The sequence below is a fragment of the Phyllobacterium calauticae genome (assembly GCF_019991125.1).
Classification (GTDB): domain Bacteria; phylum Pseudomonadota; class Alphaproteobacteria; order Rhizobiales; family Rhizobiaceae; genus Phyllobacterium; species Phyllobacterium calauticae.
This window is the reverse complement of record NZ_JAGENB010000003.1, coordinates 278,528-293,192: the sequence shown is the minus strand read 5'-3', so window position 1 is coordinate 293,192 and position 14,665 is coordinate 278,528. Positions and strand designations below refer to the sequence as shown.

Genomic DNA, 14,665 nt, shown 5'->3' with positions numbered 1-14,665 from the left:
ATGGCACACAAAAAAGCTGGTGGTTCGTCGCGCAACGGTCGTGATTCCGAATCAAAGCGTCTTGGCGTGAAGAAGTTTGGCGGCGAGCGCGTGCTTGCTGGCAACATCCTCGTTCGTCAACGCGGCACCAAATGGCATGCGGGCGTCAATGTTGGCATTGGCAAGGATCATACACTCTTCGCACTTGAAGCCGGTGTTGTATCTTTCCGTACCAAAGCCAACGGCCGTAGTTTCGTGTCGATCGTGAACCCGATCGCCGAAGCAGCAGAATAGCTGGTCCTGCTTGAAGCACCGGCGTCCCCATCGGACCCGGTGACTGGCATCCAAGCCAAGAGATCAAAGGGGAGATGGGGTTTCACCCATCTCCCTTTTCGCATCTGGAGGATAGCAAAATGGTTGCCGAATTACTGGAAGACGATGAAGACAGGCTGGATCTGATAGACTGTCCGGTCCTCGTGACCGAACGCCTGGTCCTGCGCGCGCCGCACACCGAGGACGTTGACGCAATTGCCCGTCTCGCCGACAATCCCCGTGTGGCGGAAATGCTTTCCCGCATGCCCCATCCCTACACGCAGGATCATGCGGTGGACTTCGTGCGCCGCGCCAATGCGGGCGAGATCGGCAAATGCGTCTACGCGATTACCCTTGCGCAATCCGGCACCTTCATCGGCTGCTGCGGCATCAATTACCGCCGCAGCAAGGACTTGCGGATGAGCGAGCCTCGCCGGGATGAGCTGGAGATCGGCTATTGGCTAGGCGAGCCTTACTGGGGCAAGGGCTATGCCACGGAAACCGCCCATGCGCTGGTGGATCTCGTGTTCCGCGCCACGCAGGTGGAAAAGCTGCATGCGTCGTGCCGGGTCTCCAATATCGGTTCGCGGCGCGTGCTCTACAAGAGCGGGTTCCAGTATGCCAATACCGGCATGATGGATTCGCTCGCTGCAGGCAATGTGCCCGTCGAACGCTATATGCTGGATCGCCGGACATGGATCGGGCTTCGCAGCTGGAACGCATAAATTACAATTGGCCGCCGCGATCTCTTGCGACGGCCAGTTTTCTTCCCGCGTATTTTCCTGTAATGGCTCGGGACATCAAAAAGGACTGAACTTCCATGAAATTTCTCGATCAGGCGAAAGTCTATATCCGCTCCGGCGATGGTGGTGCCGGCTCGGTATCGTTCCGCCGTGAAAAATTTCTGGAATTCGGCGGTCCCGATGGCGGCGATGGCGGGCGCGGCGGTGACGTCTGGGCCGAGGCCGTGGACGGTCTCAACACGCTGATCGACTATCGCTACCAGCAGCATTTCAAGGCCAAGACCGGCATGCACGGCATGGGCCGCAACATGACGGGCGGCAAGGGTGCCGATGTGGTGCTCAAGGTTCCCGTGGGAACGCAGATCTTTGAAGACGACAATGAAACCCTGATCTACGATTTCACCGCCGTGGGCCAGCGCTACCGGCTTGCCAAGGGCGGCAATGGCGGCTTCGGCAATCTGCACTTCAAGACATCGACCAACCAGGCGCCGCGCCGCGCCAATCCGGGACTCGAGGGCGAAGAGCGCAATCTGTGGCTGCGGCTGAAACTGATCGCCGATGCCGGTCTTCTCGGCAAGCCGAATGCCGGCAAGTCGACATTTCTCGCCAGCGTGACGGCAGCCAAGCCGAAAATCGCCGACTATCCCTTCACCACCCTGCATCCGAATCTGGGCGTTGCCCGCGTCGATGCGCGCGAATTCGTCATTGCCGATATTCCGGGATTGATCGAAGGCGCGCATGAGGGCGTCGGTATCGGCGACCGGTTCCTTGGTCATGTCGAGCGCACACGGGTTCTCCTGCATCTGGTTTCGGCACAGGAAGAGAATGTGGCCGAAGCCTACAAGACCGTGCGCACCGAGCTTGAAGCCTATGGCCACGGGCTTGCCGACAAGCTGGAGATCGTGGCGCTGAGCCAGATCGATACGCTGGATGCCGCAGCGCGCAAAAAGAAGGTGGCCGCGTTGAAAAAAGCCGCGGGCCGCGAGCCGATGCTGCTGTCTTCGGTCAGCCGCGAGGGTGTCGAGCAGGTGCTGCGGGCGTTGTCTGCGATCATTCTCGAATCGCGCCAGTCAGAGGCCCCGGCAGAGGTCGATACCCGCTTCAAATATTGAGTGCATCATGTCCGTGCAGAACGAGCTCGCTTCTCCCGCCACCCTCAAGCTTTCCGCCTATCGGCGGATCGTGGTCAAGATCGGTTCGGCATTGCTGGTGGACCGCGCCAAGGGGCTGAAGCGCGACTGGCTGGAGAGCCTCGGCGCCGATGTGGCAAAGCTGGTGCAGGCAGGTGTCGAGGTAATGATCGTCTCCTCCGGCGCCATCGCCCTAGGGCGGACGGTGCTCGGACTGCCGAAGGGCGCGCTACGGCTGGAGGAAAGCCAGGCTGCTGCTGCGGCGGGCCAGATCGAGCTTGCCAAAGCCTATTCCGAGGTGCTGGGCGGGCATCAGCTGCGCGCGGGCCAAATTCTCTTGACCCTGTCGGATACCGAGGAACGCCGCCGCTATCTCAATGCCCGCGCCACGGTCGGCACCCTGCTGCGGCTCAAGGCCGTACCCGTCATCAATGAGAATGACACGGTGGCGACCACGGAAATCCGTTATGGCGACAATGACCGCCTTGCCGCGCGGGTGGCGACGATGATGGGGGCGGACCTCCTGATTCTCCTGTCCGACATTGACGGGCTCTATACCGCGCCGCCGCATCAGAATCCCGATGCGCAGTTCCTGCCGGTTGTCGACGCCATCACCCCTGACATCGAGGCCATGGCCGGCGCGGCCGCGTCGGAATATTCGCGCGGCGGCATGAAGACCAAGCTCGATGCCGGCAAGATTGCCAATGCGGCGGGCACGGCGATGATCATTGCCTCCGGCACGCGCATGCATCCGCTGGGTGCCATCGATGCGGGCGAGCGGTCGACCCTGTTCAAGCCGAGCCTCAATCCGGTGAACGCATGGAAGACGTGGATATCGGGCAATCTCGAGCCGGCCGGGCGTCTGGTGATCGACGAGGGTGCGCTGACGGCGCTCAAATCCGGCAAATCGCTTCTGGCTGCCGGTGTCCGTGACGTTGCCGGTCAGTTCACCCGCGGCGATACGGTTGCGGTTGTCGGTCCGGATGGACGCGAAGCCGCGCGCGGCCTTATTGCGTACGATGCCGCAGATGCCGTAAGGATTGCAGGACGCAAGACCAATGAGATTGCCGCGATCCTCGGTTACGATGCCCGGTCGGCGATGATTCACCGGGATGATCTGGTTGTACGTGCAGCAAAACGTGCTGCGAAGGAGTGAGAAATGCTGGGACGGGTCGAACCGATTGACGACGTTGCTGAATTGATGGCCGGAGTCGGCCGCAAGGCCCGTGCCGCTGCCCAGCCGCTGTCCATCGCTTCGCCGGAACAGAAAATGATTGCCCTGATCGCCATGGCGGATGCGGTGGATCGCCGTGCCCCGGAGATTCTGGACGCCAACCGGCAGGATATGGCCGATGGTGAAAAGGCCGGGATGGCCGCCTCGCTGCTCGACCGGCTGAAACTGGATGCCAGCCGTATCGCCGCGATCTCGGAAAGCATCCGCACCATTGCCGCCCTCAAGGACCCCGTCGGGGACATCATTGCCGAATGGGACCGTCCCAACGGCCTGCATATCGAGCGCGTGCGCACGCCGCTCGGTGTTATCGGCGTGATTTACGAAAGCCGCCCGAATGTAACAGCCGATGCGGGTGCCCTTTGCCTGAAGTCGGGCAATGCCGTCATCCTGCGCGGCGGGTCGGATTCCGCCCACTCCTCCCGCGCCATCCATGCAGCGCTGACCGAAGGGCTCGAAGCGGCGGGTTTGCCCAGGGATGCCATCCAGCTCATCCCGGTGACGGACCGTGCCGCGGTCGGTGAAATGCTGAAGGGGCTGGACGGCAATCTCGACGTCATTATTCCCCGTGGCGGCAAGAGTCTCGTGGCCCGGGTACAGGCGGAAGCGCGCGTGCCGGTCTTTGCCCATCTGGAAGGGCTCTGCCATGTCTATGTTGACGCCTCGGCCGATCTCGACATGGCGCGCCGGATCATCGTCAATGCCAAGATGCGCCGGACCGGCGTCTGCGGTTCGGCCGAGACACTGCTGCTCGACCGGCTGATCGCCCCCGCCCGCCTGTTGCCGCTGCTTGAGGATTTGCAGGCAGCAGGGTGCGAAATTCGCGGTGACGCCGCAGTGGTCCAGCTGTTTGCCGAAGCAAAACCGGCGACGGAGGAAGACTGGTCGACGGAATATCTCGATGCCATCATATCCGTGAAGCTGGTTGACGGTATTGGCGACGCGATCGCGCATATCAATCACTATTCGTCCCACCATACGGAAGCGGTGATTGCCGAAGATGTGCACGTGGTCGAGCGGTTCTTCAACGAAATCGACTCTGCCATCCTGCTGCACAACGCCTCGACACAGTTCGCCGACGGCGGTGAATTCGGCATGGGCGCGGAAATCGGCATCGCGACGGGCAAGATGCACGCACGGGGCCCCGTGGGTGTGGAGCAATTAACATCCTTCAAATACCGCGTGCGCGGCAATGGCCAGACCCGCCCGTGACATCCATCGATGCGTTACGTCACGATTTTCCCGGCGTGAGCGATGCGCATCTGCGCATGCCTTTCGTTGAAAAGGGCATGACCGTCGGGCTGTTTGGCGGATCGTTCAATCCGCCCCATGCGGGCCACGCGCTGGTGGCGGAAATCTCGCTGCGCCGGCTGCAGCTCGACCAGCTCTGGTGGATCGTTACGCCGGGCAATCCGCTGAAGGACACGCGCCATCTGGCTCCTCTGGCGGAACGGCTGAAATTGTGTGAGCAGCAGGTGCATGACCCGCGCATCAAGGTGACGGCGTTCGAAGCGGCCTATAATGTGCGCTACACGGCCGACACGCTGGCTTTGATCAAGGCGCGCAATCCGGGTGTGAATTTTGTCTGGATCATGGGAGCGGACAATCTTGCCGATTTTCACCGCTGGCAGCGCTGGCAGAAGATTGCCATGACGTTTCCCATCGCCGTGATCGACCGTCCGGGCTCGACCCTGGCATTTCTCTCGTCGCGCATGGCCAAGACGTTTGACTATGCCCGCTTCGATGAGGATGACGCCCCGCTGCTGGCACGGGCACCCGCGCCGGCCTGGACTTTCATCCACGGGCCGCGTTCATCGCTGTCATCGACGGCGATACGCAACGGAGCCGTAAAACGGCAGGAATGAAAACGTGAACAAAGGCCGTGTCGCGACGTCTTGAAAGTGTCATGCGACTCTGCCTATCTTAATAACGTGCAGCAAGATTAAAGGCTGCGGCGCGTTGTTCTTATTGGAAAGGAAATACACTGAGAACAGCAATTCAGAAGAAGGATGCCTTGGCACCTTCAACGGCGGAGATGAACGGTGCAACTTCCGTTTCTCTTGCCCTCCAGACGGTCCTTGCCAGTCTCGATGACTCCAAGGCTGAAAAAATTGTCCCCATCGATCTTCGCGGAAAATCTGTCATCGGCGACCATATGGTCATCGCATCGGGCCGTTCGCACCGTCACGTAACGGCGGTGGCTGATCAACTCCTGCGTGCGCTGAAGGAAAGCGGTCACGGAAACAATGCGAAGGTTGAAGGTCTTTCCAGCGGTGACTGGGTGCTGATCGACACGGGCGATATCATCATCCATATTTTCCGTCCTGAAGTGCGCGAGTTCTACAACATCGAAAAGATGTGGCAGGCTCCCGAACTTGACGGGGAAACCGTACATTAGAGCAAAGTGTGCCGTTACGGCACACGGAGCCTTGTGTGAGAAAGTTCTGACGGATCGGGGTATCCCGGCATAACGCCAGCGGGATGCTTCGGGCGGCTTACTGGATATGGACCGGTCATGCGCCGAAGAGCTATTCTTCGCGCCGAGTGATAAAGGACTGGACGTGCCATGCGTATCACCGTTTTTGCCGTGGGCCGGATGAAATCTGGCCCCGAACGGGAACTGGCAGACCGTTATTTCGACCGGTTGAAGAAAACCGGTTCGCCGCTTGGCCTCGAATTCAACTCCGTCACCGAAATCACCGAAAGCCGCGCCCAGCAGCCGGACCTGCGCAAACAGGAAGAGTCCGCCAAAGTACTGGAAGCGCTGGATCAGGGCGGCGTGCTCGTTCTTCTCGATGAGCGCGGCAAGACCATGCCATCGGAAGACTTCGCCAATGCAATCGCCCGGTTTCGCGACGACGGTAAACGCCAGCTGCTCCTGGCGATAGGCGGGCCCGACGGCCACGATGCGGATTTAAGGAAGCGTGCCGATCTTGTTCTGGCGCTGGGTGCCATGACCTGGCCGCACCAGATTGTCCGGATTCTCGTGGCGGAACAGCTCTACCGTGCGACCACGATCCTTTCCGGGCACCCGTATCACCGGGTGTGAAGTGTTTTCGCCACCTCCGGCCGGAGATGGCGAAAAACGAGGCCCGTAATGCCGATCAATAATCGTCCGGCTGGTAGTAACGGTCATCGCGGTATTCACGCCGGTAGTCGCGGCGGGGATAACGATCATCCCGCCAACGCGGACGATCATTCTGATCCCGCCAGCGCGGACGCTCGGCACTGTCGGCAAAGACCGCCGAGCAGCCCTTGTCCACCCAGATGGTGCCGCGGCTGAAGCCCCAGCTCTGGCCGGGAATACAGGCCGAACCCGAAAGCTGCCGGATGATCCGCGGCCGGCGCATGTCGGTCTCGCACTCATTGTAGCGGAAGCTGCGTGATTCGCATCTGATGGGCCGTTCCTGCGCCTGTGCGGCTGGAACCGTTACGAACTGCATACCCCCCAGGGTCACAGCCAAAGCTAGTATATATCGGTACATTTTCCCTCTCCGATATGATGACAACACACGCTGAAAGCGCATGTGTTCAAGGCGCAATTGTGGTGTTTGTTCCGTGCTCGTCAATCACATTTCCACCGCTGCCTGTTATGCTTTGTCAGGTGAATCGTCCAGTCTCGCTGTTCACGAGATCGGAGATGAAGCTGGAGACCGCCGTGATGCGGCGCAGGGTGCGTACGGATTCGTGATAGGCAAGCCAATAGGACCGGTGAATCGTCCGTTCCGGCAGGACCGGCACAAGGTCGGGATATTCCCGTGCGATGAATGTATGCAGAATGCCGATGCCCGCCCCGGCCTTCACCGCTTCCACCTGTCCGATGGCACTGGAAATCTCGAAAGCGGGGCGCCATTCGCGGGTGATTTCAGGCGCATAATTCAGCGAAGGGCTGATGACCAGATCATCGACATAACCGACCAGCCGGTGCGCCGCGAGATATTCGATGCTGCGGGGTGCCGGGTGCGCAGCCAGATAGGACCGGCTGGCGTAGAGGCAGAGCGTATAGTCGACGAGCTTTTTCGCCACGAGGCGGCCCTGATCGGGCCGGTCGACCGTAATGGCTATGTCAGCCTCACGCCGCGACAGCGAGAAGGAACGGGGAACCGGAACAAGCTGGATCTTGAGATCGGGATAGCGGGCGGTGAGGGTGGCAAGGCGCGGCGCGAGGAAGGAGACACCGAAGCCATCCGGCGCGCCAATGCGCACCGATCCGGAAATGGACACATCGGCATCGCCAAGCGAGGAGCGGATCGACAGCATTTCCGCTTCCATGCGCTCAGCTGACAGGAGGAATTCTTCACCGGCATGGGTCAGCTCGCAGCCGTTGGTGCGGCGGGTCAGCAGCTTGGTGTTGATGTCATTTTCCAGCGCGGTGAGACGGCGCGCCACGGTCGCATGGTTGACGCCAAGCCGTTTGGCCGCGCCGAGTATTTGACCCGAACGCGCGACAGCCAGAAAAATCCGTACATCGTCCCAGCTCATCGTTTGACCTCCTGTGCTATTCGTACTTCAATTTTTGCACAACGGATACGCTTTCGCTCGGCTTGCAATAAAAAATTTGAAGCGCGATGATGGGGCAACGAAATTCAGTCAATCCCAGGGAGGTTGCTCGCAATGCGTGAAGTCGGACATTTTATCGGTGGCAAGCATGTCGCCGGAACAAGCGGTCGTACGACCGAAATTTTCCAGCCCATGGACGGCACCGTTCAGGGCCGCGTGGCGCTGGCAACCCCCAATGAAGTGCGCGCTGCCATTGCCAATGCCAAGGCGGCTCAGCCGGCATGGGCCGCAACCAACCCGCAGCGCCGTGCGCGCGTGTTGCGCAAGTTCCTTGATCTCGTCGAAGCCGAATACGACTCGCTTGCCGAGCTTCTGGCGCGCGAGCATGGCAAGACCATTCCCGATGCCAAGGGCGATATCCAGCGCGGTCTGGAAGTGGTTGAAGTTTGCCTCGGCTCAGCCCACATGCTCAAGGGCGAGTTCACCGACAATGCCGGCACGGGCATCGATGTTTATTCCATGCGCCAGCCGCTCGGCGTCGTTGCCGGTATCACCCCATTCAATTTCCCGGCAATGATTCCGCTGTGGAAGGCCGGTCCGGCGATTGCATCGGGCAATGCCTTCATTCTGAAGCCTTCCGAGCGCGATCCGGGCGTGCCGATGCGTCTGGCCGAACTCTTCATCGAGGCCGGTTTGCCGGCGGGCATCTTCAATGTCGTCAATGGCGACAAGGAAGCTGTCGACACCATTCTCGATGATCCGGATATCAAGGCTGTCGGCTTTGTCGGCTCGACGCCGATTGCCCAGTACATCTATTCGCGCGCCACGGCCAACGGCAAGCGTGCCCAGTGCTTCGGCGGTGCCAAGAACCACATGATCATCATGCCCGATGCGGACATGGACCAGACGGTTGATGCCCTCATCGGTGCCGGTTACGGTTCAGCGGGCGAGCGCTGCATGGCGATCTCCGTTGCCGTTCCCGTCGGCAAGGATACCGCGGATCGTCTCGTCGAGCGCCTGATCCCCCGGGTTGAAAGCCTGAAGGTCGGACCCTCCACCGATGCGTCGGCGGATTACGGCCCGGTTGTGACCCGGCAGGCGCTGGATCGCATCAAAGGCTATGTCGATCTGGGCATCCAGGAAGGTGCGAAGCTCGTCGTCGACGGCCGCGGCTTCAAGATGCAGGGCTATGAGAACGGCTTCTACATGGGCGGCTGCCTGTTCGATCATGTCACGCCTGACATGCGCATCTACAAGGAAGAAATTTTTGGTCCGGTTCTGGGCATTGTCCGCGCCGATACCTATGAGGATGCGATCCGTCTGCCGAATGAACACGAATACGGCAATGGCGTTGCGATCTTCACCCGTGACGGCGATGCTGCCCGGGATTTTGCCTCGCGCGTTCAGGTCGGCATGGTCGGTATCAATGTGCCAATTCCGGTTCCGATCGCCTATTACACTTTCGGCGGCTGGAAGGGTTCCGGCTTCGGCGATCTGAACCAGCATGGCCCGGATGCATTCCGCTTCTACACCAAGACCAAGACCGTCACATCGCGCTGGCCGTCGGGCGTCAAGGACGGGGCCGAGTTCGTCATTCCGACGATGAAGTAAATCGCTTTGAGCTTTAAAATCGCCGTCCGGTTCCGCACCGGGCGGCGATTTTCTTTTGTGCGAAACCCGGTTTACGGGGCCATTGTCCGGAGATAGCCGATCAGCCGGGTCGCCTCGTCGGCGGCCTTGTCCGGTTCGCGGGCGATGATCGCCTTGATCAGCGCCGTGTGCGCCCCGGCGGATTGTTCGAGGCTGCCGGGCCGCTGCAGGCGGAACCAGAACCGGCGGCTATGGGTTTGCAGCGGGGACGCGAGACGGGCCGCATAGGGGTTTTCCGCCGCCTGTCCGAGCACCGTATCGAAAATCTTGTCAGCGTTGAGAAAGCCGATCACATCGTTGCCGGAGCGTGCAGCCATCATCGCGTCGGATGCCGCCTTCAGTCTTTCATGGTGTAGCGATGCGCCATAGAGCGCCGCATCGCGTGCAAGAACCCGCTCGACACCCTCGCGTGCATCGAGAACCTTGGTAAAGTCCTGCGGATTGAGCGCGGCAATGGCAATGCCCGAGCGGGGGCGAATTTCCATCAAACCTTCCCAGGCCAGCTTCTGCACCGCTTCGCGCACCGGCGTGCGGCCCATATTGGTAACGTCCGTGAGCGTGCGCTCGTTGACGACCGCGCCAGGCTCAAGCTTCAGCGTGACGATCATCTCTTCGATCTGGCGATAGGCCAGTTCAGCAAGACTTTCGCCCGTCTGGGCCATGGTGTGGACTGCGGTTTGATCCATCAGATAAACTTTCTGTTCAAGGCAATTGACAGCCACACGTCCTATAGATATATTTCTGATATATCAAGAAGGAGAAGAGACATGTGGTCAGGCGTTTTCCCTGCGGTTACAACCAAATTCACTGAAGATGATAAACTCGATCACAAGGAAATGGAACGTTGCTTCTCGCTCCTGATGGATGCGGGTTGCGATGGTTTGATTGTTGCAGGTTCGCTCGGCGAAGGCCCGATGCTGAGCCACGAGGAAAAACTCGCGGTGCTGAAAACGGCGCAGGGTGTTGCCAAGGGCAAGCCGGTGCTTCTCACCATCAATGAAGCGGCAACCCGCGATGGCGCCGCGCTTGCCAAGCAGGCGGCCAAGGCCGGTGCCGACGGCCTCATGCTGGTTCCAAGCCCGATCTATCATACGGACCCGGAAGAAACGGTCACCACCTTGAAGGCCGTTGCAGCTGCCGGCGATCTGCCCGTGATGATCTATTCGAACCGCATTGCCTATCGCGTCGATGTGACCAGCGAAATCCTGGCGGAACTTGCGTCCGACAAGCACTTCGTTGCGATCAAGGAATCCTCCGACGACGTGCGCCGCACCACCGATATCATCAATACGTTCGGCAAGCGTTACGACCTCTTCACCGGCGTCGACAACCTTGCTTTCGAAGCGCTGACAGCAGGCGCCATCGGTTGGGTCGCCGGGCTGGTCACGGCCTTCCCGAAAGAGACCGTTGCGATCTACAAGCTCATCGGTGCCGGCCGCTATGCCGAGGCACTGGATATCTATCGCTGGTTCCGCCCCTTGCTTGACCTCGATGTCTCCACCTATCTTGTGCAGAACATCAAACTGGCGGAAGTCCATGAAATCGGAACCAATGATCGCGTGCGTCTGCCGCGCCAGCCTTTGCGCGGTGCGCGCCGGGCGGCTGTCGACACGATCGTCAGGGATGCCATGGCATCGCGGCCGAAGCTGCCTGTTCTCTGAGGCTGCGCCATGAGCGCCGCTCCGGAAAAGCATGATGTTGTCATTGTCGGCGCCGGTATCATCGGCGTCGCCATCGCGGCTTTTCTGGGCGAAGCCGGGCGCAAGGTTCTGGTGATCGATCACCAGGGCATCTGCGAAGGGACGAGCTCCGGCAATGCCGGGGCCCTGGCTTTTTCCGACATATTGCCGATGGCCTCGAAAGGGGTCATGGCCAAGGTTCCGGGCTGGCTGATGGACCCGCTCGGGCCGTTCACCATCCGGCCGTCCTACCTTCCCAGGCTGGCGCCATGGCTCTACCGGTTCTGGCGCGCCAGCCGGCCGGACGTGCTGGAGCACACCACGGTGGCGCAGGGCGCGATGATGCGCCTCGCCGAGCCGGAAATGCTGGATCTGATGCAGCGCGTCGGTATCCGCCACATGGTGCGCGAGGATGGTTCGCTTGAGCTTTACGAGAGCGAACACGAGCTCAATCTCTGTCTGCCCGGCTGGGCGGCACGGGAGAGGGCGGGCATCGCCTTCGAACATTTGCGCGGCGAAGCACTGGCCGCATGCCAGCCGGGTCTGGCACGGCGCTTTGTCGCCGGAACGTTCGTTCCGGGATGGAAGACAGTCAGTGATCCCAAACATGTCGGCAAAGGGCTGTGGGCCCATGCGGAAAAACTGGGCGCCCGCTTCGAGCGCGCAGACGTCGTTTCCGTCGGCGCGAACGATACGGGTGGTACAGTCACGCTTGCCGATGGGCGGACGGTCGAAACAGGCAAGCTCATCATTGCGGCCGGAGCCTGGTCACACCGGCTGGCGCGGCATCTCGGAGACCATATTCCGCTGGAGACGGAGCGCGGCTACAACACCACATTGCCTGTCGGGGCCTTTGATCTGAAACGCCAGTTGATTTTCTCCGGTCACGGATTCGTCGTAACGCCGCTCGAAACCGGCGTGCGCGTCGGCGGAGCCGTCGAACTGGGCGGTCTCGACTTGCCCCCTAATTACAAGCGCTCGGACGTCATGCTGCAGAAAGCCAAGGCTTTCCTGCCGGATCTCGATGTATCCGGCGGGAGGCAATGGATGGGATATCGTCCGTCGATGCCCGATTCCCTGCCGGTTATCGGCTATTCCAGGCAAAGCAAAAATGTTCTTTATGCCTTTGGCCACGGGCATCTGGGATTGACCCAGTCCGCCGCCACGGGACGACTGATCTGCGATCTCATCGAAGGCCGGCGGCCGTCGATCCCGATCGATCCCTTTAATCCGCAACGCTTTTAGGACCCTGTACATCATGGCGCGTCATTCCTTCTTCTGTGTCGACGGTCACACCTGTGGTAACCCGGTACGTCTCGTGGCAGGGGGAGGGCCAAACCTCACCGGCTCGACCATGATGGAAAAGCGGGCGCATTTCCTGCGCGAATTCGACTGGATCCGCACCGGTCTGATGTTCGAGCCGCGCGGCCACGACATGATGTCCGGTTCCATTCTCTATCCGCCAACCCGCGAGGATTGCGATGTGGCGGTGCTGTTCATCGAGACGTCGGGCTGTCTGCCCATGTGCGGCCACGGCACCATCGGCACGGTGACGATGGCGATTGAACACGGCCTGATTACCCCGAAGACACCGGGCATATTGAGGCTGGATACCCCGGCCGGTCTGGTGGTCGCCGAATACACGCAGGAAGGCCAGTATGTCACCAGCGTGCGTATCACCAACGTTCCGGCCTTTCTCTATGCGGAAGGGCTCGAAGTGGAATGTCCGGATCTCGGGACACTGCATGTGGATGTTGCCTATGGCGGCAATTTCTATGCAATCGTCGATCCGCAGAAAAACTTCCGGGATATGGCGGATTACCGGGCGCTCGATCTTATCGGCTGGAGCCCGGTTTTGCGCGAGCGTCTGAACGAGCGATATACGTTCCAGCACCCGGAAAAGCCCGATATCAACACACTCAGCCACATCCTGTGGACCGGGGCGCCGACCAAGCCGGAAGCGCATGCGCGCAATGCCGTGTTCTACGGTGACAAGGCGATTGACCGCTCCCCCTGCGGCACGGGTACATCAGCCCGCATGGCGCAACTGACGGCAAAGGGAAAATTGAAGCCTGGAGACGACTTCGTGCATGAATCGATCATCGGCTCGCTGTTTCATGGCCGGGTGGAATCGGCCACCCATGTCGGCGATCGCGATGCAATAATACCCTCGGTCGCGGGGTGGGCGCGGATGACCGGTTACAGCACGATCTTTATCGATGATCGCGATCCCTTCGCTCACGGCTTTGTGGTCAAGTGAGCCTCACCAGGCTCGTTCCGACAATAAGGCGGGGATAGGTAATTCGGTTAAATCAGAGGCATTTGCTGTAAATTTCGTCAACAAATGACGAAAATTTGGTGAAAAATTTCGCACGGAGTATGCAAGCAAATGTGATGCCGCTGTTTGTGCTAAAAAAGCTGTTGCTTTCTTTAACGCAGACGTTACGTGTAAAGAGGTTGGGGTAAACGGGAACCGGATAAAAAAACCGGATAAGAAACTTCCCAATGAAAATGAGGGGTATCGTTGCGATGGAGTACTTCATCCAGCAATCGATCAACGGTCTGACACTCGGTTCAATCTACGGACTGATCGCAATCGGCTATACGATGGTCTACGGGATCATCGGCATGATCAACTTCGCCCATGGCGATGTTTTCATGCTTGGCGCGTTCATGGCGATGATCGTTTTTCTTGCTTTAACCACGTTTATCGGCGGTGTGCCTGTTGTGCTGGCGCTGCTCCTTATGATGCTTGTCGCCATGCTGCTGACAGGGTTGTGGAGCTGGACAATCGAGCGTCTTGCCTACCGGCCGCTACGCGGATCGTTCCGCCTCGCGCCGTTGATCACGGCGATCGGCATGTCGATCGCGCTGTCCAATTTCGTGCAGGTCACACAGGGCCCGCGCAACAAGCCGATCCCGCCGCTCGTCAATGGCGGTGTGACAATCTACGGCACGGGCATCACCATCGCCTACAAGCAGATGGTGATCGTTATCGTCACCGCGATCCTGCTTGCCGCATTCTGGTATCTGGTCAACCGGACCACGCTCGGGCGGGCCCAGCGTTCCTGCGAGCAGGACCGCAAGATGGCCGCACTCCTCGGTATCGACGTGGACAAGACGATTTCCATGACCTTCGTCATGGGCGCCATGCTCGCTGCGGTCGCCGGAACGCTCTACCTCATGTTCTACGGTGTCATCTCCTTCACCGATGGTTTCACACCCGGCGTCAAGGCGTTCACGGCCGCGGTGCTCGGCGGTATCGGCTCATTGCCCGGTGCGGTGGTCGGCGGCCTGCTGATCGGGCTGATCGAAGCGCTGTGGTCTGCCTATTTCTCCATCGATTACAAGGATGTGGCTGCATTTTCGATCCTCGCAATCGTCCTGATCTTCCTGCCCTCCGGCATTCTTGGTCGGCCCGAAGTCGAAAAGGTCTGAGCT

At 60.0% G+C, this 14,665-nt stretch carries 16 protein-coding genes; 13 read left to right on the top strand and 3 right to left on the bottom strand.

Features of this window, described 5'->3' with window-relative positions; genetic code table 11:
• The 8 genes from rpmA (at position 1) to rlmH (ending at position 6,444) form a co-directional block, all read left to right on the top strand.
• A complete protein-coding gene (rpmA, locus tag J1W56_RS13275; protein ID WP_223613753.1) occupies positions 1–273 on the top strand; it encodes a 50S ribosomal protein L27 in 273 nt (90 codons plus the stop codon).
• A gap of 119 nt (positions 274–392) precedes the next feature.
• Positions 393–1,016, top strand: a complete 624-nt coding sequence (locus J1W56_RS13270; RefSeq protein ID WP_223613752.1) for a GNAT family N-acetyltransferase — start codon at positions 393–395, stop codon at positions 1,014–1,016.
• 95 nt (positions 1,017–1,111) lie between these two features.
• Positions 1,112–2,146: a GTPase ObgE gene (gene obgE / locus J1W56_RS13265; RefSeq protein ID WP_223613751.1), complete on the top strand. Its 1,035-nt coding sequence runs from the start codon at positions 1,112–1,114 to the stop codon at positions 2,144–2,146.
• A gap of 7 nt (positions 2,147–2,153) precedes the next feature.
• Positions 2,154–3,320, top strand: a complete 1,167-nt coding sequence (gene proB, locus J1W56_RS13260; protein ID WP_223613750.1) for a glutamate 5-kinase — start codon at positions 2,154–2,156, stop codon at positions 3,318–3,320.
• Between the two features lie 3 nt (positions 3,321–3,323).
• Positions 3,324–4,607: a glutamate-5-semialdehyde dehydrogenase gene (locus J1W56_RS13255; RefSeq protein WP_223613749.1), complete on the top strand. Its 1,284-nt coding sequence runs from the start codon at positions 3,324–3,326 to the stop codon at positions 4,605–4,607.
• Between the two features lie 56 nt (positions 4,608–4,663).
• Positions 4,664–5,260 carry a nicotinate-nucleotide adenylyltransferase gene (locus J1W56_RS13250; protein ID WP_223614128.1) on the top strand — a complete coding sequence of 199 codons (597 nt, stop codon included), beginning with the start codon at positions 4,664–4,666 and terminating at the stop codon, positions 5,258–5,260.
• 149 nt (positions 5,261–5,409) lie between these two features.
• The gene (gene rsfS, locus J1W56_RS13245) at positions 5,410–5,793 is read left to right on the top strand and encodes a ribosome silencing factor (protein WP_223613748.1); all 384 of its coding nucleotides are present in this window, start codon (positions 5,410–5,412) and stop codon (positions 5,791–5,793) included.
• Between the two features lie 168 nt (positions 5,794–5,961).
• Positions 5,962–6,444: a 23S rRNA (pseudouridine(1915)-N(3))-methyltransferase RlmH gene (gene rlmH / locus J1W56_RS13240; protein ID WP_223613747.1), complete on the top strand. Its 483-nt coding sequence runs from the start codon at positions 5,962–5,964 to the stop codon at positions 6,442–6,444.
• 55 nt (positions 6,445–6,499) lie between these two features.
• Here rlmH and J1W56_RS13235 read toward each other — a convergent pair whose 3' ends face one another.
• Positions 6,500–6,880 carry a DUF3011 domain-containing protein gene (locus tag J1W56_RS13235; protein WP_223613746.1) on the bottom strand — a complete coding sequence of 127 codons (381 nt, stop codon included), beginning with the start codon at positions 6,878–6,880 and terminating at the stop codon, positions 6,500–6,502.
• 115 nt (positions 6,881–6,995) lie between these two features.
• Positions 6,996–7,877 carry a LysR family transcriptional regulator gene (locus J1W56_RS13230; protein ID WP_223613745.1) on the bottom strand — a complete coding sequence of 294 codons (882 nt, stop codon included), beginning with the start codon at positions 7,875–7,877 and terminating at the stop codon, positions 6,996–6,998.
• Positions 7,878–8,009: 132 nt separating this feature from the next.
• On the opposite strand from J1W56_RS13230, the gene J1W56_RS13225 reads away from it, so the two are divergent.
• Positions 8,010–9,506: a CoA-acylating methylmalonate-semialdehyde dehydrogenase gene (locus tag J1W56_RS13225; protein WP_223613744.1), complete on the top strand. Its 1,497-nt coding sequence runs from the start codon at positions 8,010–8,012 to the stop codon at positions 9,504–9,506.
• Positions 9,507–9,577: 71 nt separating this feature from the next.
• Here the strand turns inward: J1W56_RS13225 and J1W56_RS13220 are convergent, their stop codons facing one another.
• A complete protein-coding gene (locus tag J1W56_RS13220) occupies positions 9,578–10,231 on the bottom strand; it encodes a GntR family transcriptional regulator (protein ID WP_223613743.1) in 654 nt (217 codons plus the stop codon).
• 81 nt (positions 10,232–10,312) lie between these two features.
• Between J1W56_RS13220 and J1W56_RS13215 the strand changes: the two genes are divergently transcribed.
• The 4 genes from J1W56_RS13215 to J1W56_RS13200 all read left to right on the top strand — a co-directional run bounded on the left by J1W56_RS13215 (position 10,313) and on the right by J1W56_RS13200 (position 14,662).
• Positions 10,313–11,206 (top strand): dihydrodipicolinate synthase family protein, encoded by an 894-nt coding sequence (locus J1W56_RS13215; RefSeq protein ID WP_223613742.1) that lies wholly within the window; start codon positions 10,313–10,315, stop codon positions 11,204–11,206.
• A gap of 9 nt (positions 11,207–11,215) precedes the next feature.
• Positions 11,216–12,469 (top strand): NAD(P)/FAD-dependent oxidoreductase, encoded by a 1,254-nt coding sequence (locus J1W56_RS13210; RefSeq protein WP_223613741.1) that lies wholly within the window; start codon positions 11,216–11,218, stop codon positions 12,467–12,469.
• Positions 12,470–12,482: 13 nt separating this feature from the next.
• Positions 12,483–13,484, top strand: a complete 1,002-nt coding sequence (locus tag J1W56_RS13205) for a 4-hydroxyproline epimerase (RefSeq protein WP_223613740.1) — start codon at positions 12,483–12,485, stop codon at positions 13,482–13,484.
• Between the two features lie 269 nt (positions 13,485–13,753).
• Positions 13,754–14,662 carry a branched-chain amino acid ABC transporter permease gene (locus J1W56_RS13200; protein WP_105734358.1) on the top strand — a complete coding sequence of 303 codons (909 nt, stop codon included), beginning with the start codon at positions 13,754–13,756 and terminating at the stop codon, positions 14,660–14,662.
• The last annotated feature ends 3 nt before the right edge of the window (positions 14,663–14,665 follow it).

Excerpts from the sequence above, each read along its gene's own strand:
- rpmA (WP_223613753.1), top strand. The coding sequence starts at position 1 with ATGGCACACAAAAAAGCTGGTGGTTCGTCGCGCAACGGTCGTGATTCC.
- J1W56_RS13270 (WP_223613752.1), top strand. The coding sequence starts at position 393 with ATGGTTGCCGAATTACTGGAAGACGATGAAGACAGGCTGGATCTGATA.
- obgE (WP_223613751.1), top strand. The coding sequence starts at position 1,112 with ATGAAATTTCTCGATCAGGCGAAAGTCTATATCCGCTCCGGCGATGGT.
- proB (WP_223613750.1), top strand. The coding sequence starts at position 2,154 with ATGTCCGTGCAGAACGAGCTCGCTTCTCCCGCCACCCTCAAGCTTTCC.
- J1W56_RS13255 (WP_223613749.1), top strand. The coding sequence starts at position 3,324 with ATGCTGGGACGGGTCGAACCGATTGACGACGTTGCTGAATTGATGGCC.
- J1W56_RS13250 (WP_223614128.1), top strand. The coding sequence starts at position 4,664 with ATGCCTTTCGTTGAAAAGGGCATGACCGTCGGGCTGTTTGGCGGATCG.
- rlmH (WP_223613747.1), top strand. The coding sequence starts at position 5,962 with ATGCGTATCACCGTTTTTGCCGTGGGCCGGATGAAATCTGGCCCCGAA.
- J1W56_RS13235 (WP_223613746.1), bottom strand. The coding sequence starts at position 6,880 with ATGTACCGATATATACTAGCTTTGGCTGTGACCCTGGGGGGTATGCAG.
- J1W56_RS13230 (WP_223613745.1), bottom strand. The coding sequence starts at position 7,877 with ATGAGCTGGGACGATGTACGGATTTTTCTGGCTGTCGCGCGTTCGGGT.
- J1W56_RS13225 (WP_223613744.1), top strand. The coding sequence starts at position 8,010 with ATGCGTGAAGTCGGACATTTTATCGGTGGCAAGCATGTCGCCGGAACA.
- J1W56_RS13220 (WP_223613743.1), bottom strand. The coding sequence starts at position 10,231 with ATGGATCAAACCGCAGTCCACACCATGGCCCAGACGGGCGAAAGTCTT.
- J1W56_RS13215 (WP_223613742.1), top strand. The coding sequence starts at position 10,313 with ATGTGGTCAGGCGTTTTCCCTGCGGTTACAACCAAATTCACTGAAGAT.
- J1W56_RS13210 (WP_223613741.1), top strand. The coding sequence starts at position 11,216 with ATGAGCGCCGCTCCGGAAAAGCATGATGTTGTCATTGTCGGCGCCGGT.
- J1W56_RS13205 (WP_223613740.1), top strand. The coding sequence starts at position 12,483 with ATGGCGCGTCATTCCTTCTTCTGTGTCGACGGTCACACCTGTGGTAAC.
- J1W56_RS13200 (WP_105734358.1), top strand. The coding sequence starts at position 13,754 with ATGGAGTACTTCATCCAGCAATCGATCAACGGTCTGACACTCGGTTCA.